Here is a 5707-nt window from a genome sequence, read left to right on the forward strand (position 1 = left end):
CGCAGGTCGACCACCGGCTCACCGGTGGTGAGCACGTTCCGCATGACCTGTTCCAGCGTCGACGGCGCCCCCTCGGTCAGTACCTCGCCGCCCGGGTACAGGTCCTGCGACAGCGTGCCGATGACGTTCTCGACAGGTTCGGTGAACTCCCGTCCCGACGCGGTGTTGGCCCACGTCAGCCGGAGGGCGGTGTCGTAGATGGTCAGACTGATGGGTGACTGGGTGGCCAGGCCGCGCAGCATGGCCTGGCCCGCTTCCCAGTCCTGGACCTCGTCCAGCTCCGCCGCGACGACGATCCAGGCCGGTCCGTGGCTCCCGTCGGACAGGCGGGACATCATCGTCGCCGACCGTACGATGTGGCCGTCCCGGTGTTCGAGGTCGACCGCGTTGCTGCGCACGTCGAAGGCGTCACGCCACTCGGCCAGTCCGGGCTGCCAGGAACGCCCGCCCGCGAACAGCACGTCCACGGGGTGGCCCACGATCTCGTCCGACCGGTAGCCGAGCATCTCCTCGGCCGCCGGACTCCATCCCACGACCCAGCCCCGGGCGTCCAGGACCGCCGTGGCGGCTCGCGTGATGTCGAGGGGACCACGGAAGTAGACGCTGTCCTTCGCATTCCAGACATTCATGGCACCACCCCAACCCGTGGCGATGTCTACAGCATCTGTCCGCGGCCCTGGGTGTACAACCGCGGCGATGCCCCGATCGCCGCCCGTCGGCGCTTCCGCGCGTCCGCCCGCGGGCACGTCGGCTCCTTCACGCGCTGGTGACCGCCCGGCCGCGGTCGGTGGCTCCAGCGTTTCCGTACCCGCGGCCCTCCGCCGTCGCCCGAGCGGGAAACGGCCCTGACACCTTCGCCGGCCTCGTGGGCCTTCCGGGTGGCCCCGGAGGGAACATCACCGCGCGTCCGCCGTACCTCACGGGCGGACCGGTGCCCGCCCGGCTCCCTCCGCCCTGTCCTGTCCGGGCCCCGCGGCGGCGAGGGCACGCGTATTTTGGGCGGTAGCCGACCGGATCCGAGACGATGCCCCCGTTTCAGGTTTGCGGCGGGTATGGCTGCGGGACTCGGCGTGGAGGGAGACGATGAGGAGGAGCATGACGCCTGCTGCCGAGCCACGGGGTGCCTCGGCGTCCTGAAGCCACCCGGTGGCCGCGTGCAGTGAGGAGGGATGGGGATGGGTGCAGCCGAGTCGCTGGAGCGCGACTACGACACGGCGGACGTCGCCCCGACCGCGTCCGGCGGCCTCCTCGACCTGCTGAGCGTGGCAGCCATCCTCCTCGACGACCACGGCAAGATCGTTCTGTGGAGCCCTCAGGGCGAGGATCTCTTCGGGTACAGCGCCGACGAGGCACTCGGCGAGTTCGCCGGTCGCCTCCTGATCCACGAGAAGCACCGGGACGTCGTCCTCGGCCTGTTCGCGCAGGTCATGGAGGGCGGCGGCAGCTGGGCCGGAGTTTTCCCCATCAAGCACAAGGACGGCAGTACGCGACGTGTGGAGTTCCGTAACATGCGGCTCCAGGACGAGCAGGGTGACCACTACGCCCTGGGGATCGCGGCGGATCAGGCCACGCTGCGGCAGGTCGAACGCGAACTGGCACTGGCCGCGCGGCTGGTCTCCCAGTCGCCGATCGGGCTCGGTGTACTGGACACCGACCTCCGCTACGTGTCGGTCAACGCGGCGGAGGAACGGATGAGCGGCGTCCCCGCCGCCGACCACCTGGGCCGGCACGTGCATGACGTGCTGCCGCTCCTGGACGAGTCCTTCGAAACGACCATCCACGAGGTACTGGCCACCGGAACCCCCGTCCTGGACCAGTACACCTCTGCCCGCACCCCTGCCGACCCGGACAACGAGCACGCCTGGTCGATCTCGTTCCACCGGCTCGAAGCGCCCAACGGGAAGGCACTGGGCGTGGTGACCTCCAGCGTGGACGTCACCGAACGTTACCGCGCCTTCGAAGAGCAACGACGCACCGTCCTCACTCTCCAGCGCAGCCTCCTCCCCCACCCTCCACCGCAGCGGCCGGGACTGGCCGTCGCCTCCCGGTACCAGCCGGCCAGGGCGGCCAGCGGGATCGGCGGTGACTGGTTCGACGTCATCGCCCTCGGTGGCGACAAGACCGCCCTGGTCGTCGGTGACGTCATGGGCAGCGGGGTCAGCGCCGCCGCCACCATGGGCCAGCTCCGCACCGCCACCCGCACCCTGGCCGGCCTCGACCTCGACCCCGCCCAGGTCCTCCAGCACCTCGACCGCATCACCGAGGACCTGGAGCAGGACATCATCGCCACATGCGTCTACGCCGTCTACGACCCGCGCAGCGCGCGATGCCTCATCTCGCTGGCCGGCCACCTGCCGCCCGCGCTCCTCCGCGTGGACGGAAGACACGAACTGCTCGACCTGCCCACCGGAACCCCGCTGGGCGTGGGCAACGGCGACTTCCACACCAGTGAGCTCGCTCTGGACCGTGGCGATCAACTCGTCCTGTACACCGATGGCCTGGTCGAGAAACGCGGCTTTCCGATCGACGCGTGCATGGACAGTCTGCTCATCCTCCTGGACGATCCGCACCGCTCCCTCGACGAGACCTGCGAGGTGCTCCTGCACGCCCTCCGCGACCCGGGCGGCCATGACGACGTCGCACTGCTCATCGTCCGGGTACTGCAAGCCCGCGCCTCTGAGCAGACGCCACCGTCCTGAACGGCGGGACGCCGCTTCCGTCGGCGCCGATGCTGCGGGCGTCATCCAGGCCGGCGCGCCCGAGGATCACTGAACGCGGACGACCCGCGTCACGTGGAGCTCGGCAGGCCGGTTCTCCACCGGAGTCGCTGTTCCGAAGGTCTCACCGTTCAGTGGGTCGGCACCGCTCGTCGCACCACCAGGCTCTCCACCTCGTACGACATCGCACTCGTCCCACGGGTGGGAGCGGGATGGTAACGCCCGGCGCACACCGACAGGTTGACGATCAGGTAGGCATGCCAGGCGCGCCCCACCCCTCGCCGGTCCGCGAACACCTGGGTGCCGTTCACCCACCACACCACGGAACGGACGCCGAACTCGACGCACAGATCGACCCACGCACCCGGACCCACCGACTCGTCGGTGTAGTAGTGACCGCTGCCGCGGACATGGTTGGAGAACTCCAACAGATCCGCGTTGTCGGGGTGGTACTCGAAGACGTCGATCTCCTGGCCGCCGTCCCGCCAGGTCCAGATCGCCGGCCAGGCCCCGAGCTCGCGGGGCAACCGCACACGTGCTTCCAGTACGTCGCCCGCGCGGACGGCGAACTCCTCTTCACTGCCTTCGGTCGTCAGCAGTCCCGTGTTCCATCTGCCGTCCCGTCTTCGTGTGGCCCGAAAGACGCCGGTGCGGCAGTACGTACCGTCCTCGACCAGGTAGTCGAGCTTGTCGTCGCCAGGATTGACCGGACCGCCGTCGGGATAGGCCCAGGAACGGCCGACGACCCACTGCCGGGTGGAAGCGAAGTCCGCGGTGAAGACCACATCGGTCGCGGGCGGGATTCCGGAGACGGGGAGCGGTTCGTCGGACACCGGTTCGTGCATGCTCTGGTTCTCTCCGGCGGGCGACCCCGCCATGCCCGCACGCCCCCGCACCGCCGCGCAAACTACACGTCCGGGTGAGACGCGCCCCCGGCCCCCGTGGACTCGGGACGTCGGGATCTCGGCGCGCCGCGACGCCGGGACACAGTGCCGCTGCGCGACCGGACGTCACCGTCCGGGCTCGTGCGCGCGGCTCCCCCGCCGGACGGCCGACATGAGCGGCGGACCGGAGTAAGGATGGAAGGACACGGCCACGAACGCACAACGAAGACAGCCGGCGGCCTGCCCCGGACGGACGCCAGACAGAGGTGACCGTGCGGGGCATGTGCGTGGCAGTGGCGCGGTCTTTCTCGCACGCCGCCTTCGCGGCGTCACGACGACCCGACAACGAGTTCCGCTGTTCCTCGAAGGCCGGCCGCCCCCACCATGGAACGCGGAGCGGAGAAGAGTCCCCGTGAACTCCATCCCTCGGCGACTACGCGCTTCTCCCCAGCCCCCGGCGGACGCTCCCGCACGAACGGCGGTCTCGGCCGGCGACTGCGGTCTGCTGCTCATCAGGCTCACGTTCGGCCTCTTGATGGCGGGACACGGCGCCCAGAAACTCTTCGGAATCTTCGGTGGCGACGGCTTGACCGCCACCGCCAGGGGGCTCGCCGCGCTGGACTACCGGCCGGGCAAGGTCTACGCCGTGATCGGCGGTGCCTCCGAACTCCTCGGAGGCCTCGGCTTCGCGGTGGGACTGTTCACCCCCCTGGCGGCGGGCGCCCTGATCGGCGTGATGATCAACGCCATGGTGACCGTCACGGCGGCCCACGGAGTGTGGGTGACCAACGGGGGCCTGGAATACAACCTGAGTATCGCGGTCGTCGCACTCGGCGTCGCGGCCACCGGTCCGGGAAAGCTGGCCCTGGACCATCCGTTCCGCTGGGGACGGGGCGGCTGGCCCGATGCCGTCCTCGCCCTGCTCCTCGGAGGCGTCGCTGCCGCCGTCGTGCTGTTGCTCTAGCGGGCCGGCATGACGCCCCGGACAAGGTGCCCGGGGCGCCCATCGCCGCGGCGGCCGCTTTCCTACACCGCGGTGATGCCCTCCATGCCGGATTCGGCGAAGGAGGGAAGTCCGGTGACGGTGGTGACCTTGGTCAGGGAGCCGTTCCCGCCCACGCGGAACCCGTCGACCGTGCCCGAGGTGGCGTTCTGTACGTAGAGGAACCTCTCGTCCTTCGTCACCGCCAGGTCGATGACACCCTGGGACGTGGCCGACGGCGGCGTGGCGACGCCGCCACCGGTGGTGAGCGCCAGCCTGCCGCGGCGGTCGGTGCGGTAGCCGGTGACGGTCGAACTGCCGGTGTTGCCCCCGTAGAAGAAGTCACCCGCGCGTTCCAGCCAGCACAGCGTCTTCTGGCCGTTCGGCAACGGTTTCTGCACGACGTCCAAAGTGCCGTCGGCACGCACCTTGTACGTGCTGACCGTGGAGTCCTTGGCCTCGGCCACCAGCATGCGGCCGGCCCGGTCGAAGGTGATGGCGAACGGCACGCCTCCAGCCGAGTCGTTGACCACCGGGTGGCGAGAGGGGCGCCCGTCATGTCGTACCGGAAAGACCTCGATGGTGTTCGCGGACTTGGTGGTCACGACCAGCTGCCTGCCACCCGGGGTGAACGCGAGCTGGCCCGGCGAACTGGAGAACAGCGGCACCTTCTTGTTGTCCAGCCCGAGTGAACGGTGCGAACCGCGCAGCGGCTCAAGGCCCTTGGCCGTGATCCGGAACCCCTGAACGCTGCCCGCGCCCCCCGCGTTCATGACGTAGGCGAGCCTGCCCGACACCGCGATCGAGGAGGGGAAGTCCCCGCCCGAGCGCACTGTCTGCCGGTCGGTCAGCTTCTGGCCGCGCACCCGGAACGACGTCACGGTGCCGCTTCCCGCGTTCACCGCCAGGAGCCGACCCGACCGGTCGTCGTAGACGAGTGAGCCCTGGGAGGCGAGCGAGTCGGTGGGGGCGTCGACCTGGTCGCCACCCCTGCCCCCGGTCGCGTAGCGGCCCGCCGCCGTCAACTCGCCGCCCCCACCTCGCTTGAAGACGTGGATGGTGTTGCCGTCGAGTTCGTCGCCCTGGACGAAGACGGCGTGATCGGCCTTGGCCGTGTCCCCGCG

Annotated in this window: 5 protein-coding genes; 2 read left to right on the forward strand and 3 right to left on the reverse strand. The window is 70.1% G+C overall.

Annotated features, from left to right (window positions below; translation table 11 throughout):
• A partial coding sequence (locus tag ABZV34_RS36710) for a PAS domain-containing protein (protein ID WP_356286798.1) occupies positions 1-629 on the reverse strand: 629 nt, incomplete at its 3' end.
• 546 nt (positions 630-1175) lie between these two features.
• On the opposite strand from ABZV34_RS36710, the gene ABZV34_RS36715 reads away from it, so the two are divergent.
• Positions 1176-2699, forward strand: coding sequence for a SpoIIE family protein phosphatase (locus ABZV34_RS36715; RefSeq protein WP_356286801.1), 1524 nt, complete (start codon positions 1176-1178; stop codon positions 2697-2699).
• A 149-nt stretch (positions 2700-2848) separates the two neighbouring features.
• Here ABZV34_RS36715 and ABZV34_RS36720 read toward each other — a convergent pair whose 3' ends face one another.
• On the reverse strand, positions 2849-3562 hold the full coding sequence (locus ABZV34_RS36720) for a beta-glucanase (RefSeq protein WP_356286804.1): 714 nt from the start codon (positions 3560-3562) through the stop codon (positions 2849-2851).
• A gap of 460 nt (positions 3563-4022) precedes the next feature.
• Here ABZV34_RS36720 and ABZV34_RS36725 point away from each other — a divergent pair, with 460 nt between their 5' ends.
• Positions 4023-4565 carry a DoxX family protein gene (locus ABZV34_RS36725; protein ID WP_356286810.1) on the forward strand — a complete coding sequence of 181 codons (543 nt, stop codon included), beginning with the start codon at positions 4023-4025 and terminating at the stop codon, positions 4563-4565.
• 62 nt (positions 4566-4627) lie between these two features.
• On the opposite strand, the gene ABZV34_RS36730 is transcribed toward ABZV34_RS36725, so the two are convergent.
• A partial coding sequence (locus ABZV34_RS36730) for a beta-propeller fold lactonase family protein (protein ID WP_356286807.1) occupies positions 4628-5707 on the reverse strand: 1080 nt, incomplete at its 5' end.

The organism is Streptomyces sp. NPDC005195 (assembly GCF_040608315.1).
GTDB lineage: Bacteria > Actinomycetota > Actinomycetes > Streptomycetales > Streptomycetaceae > Streptomyces > Streptomyces kaempferi.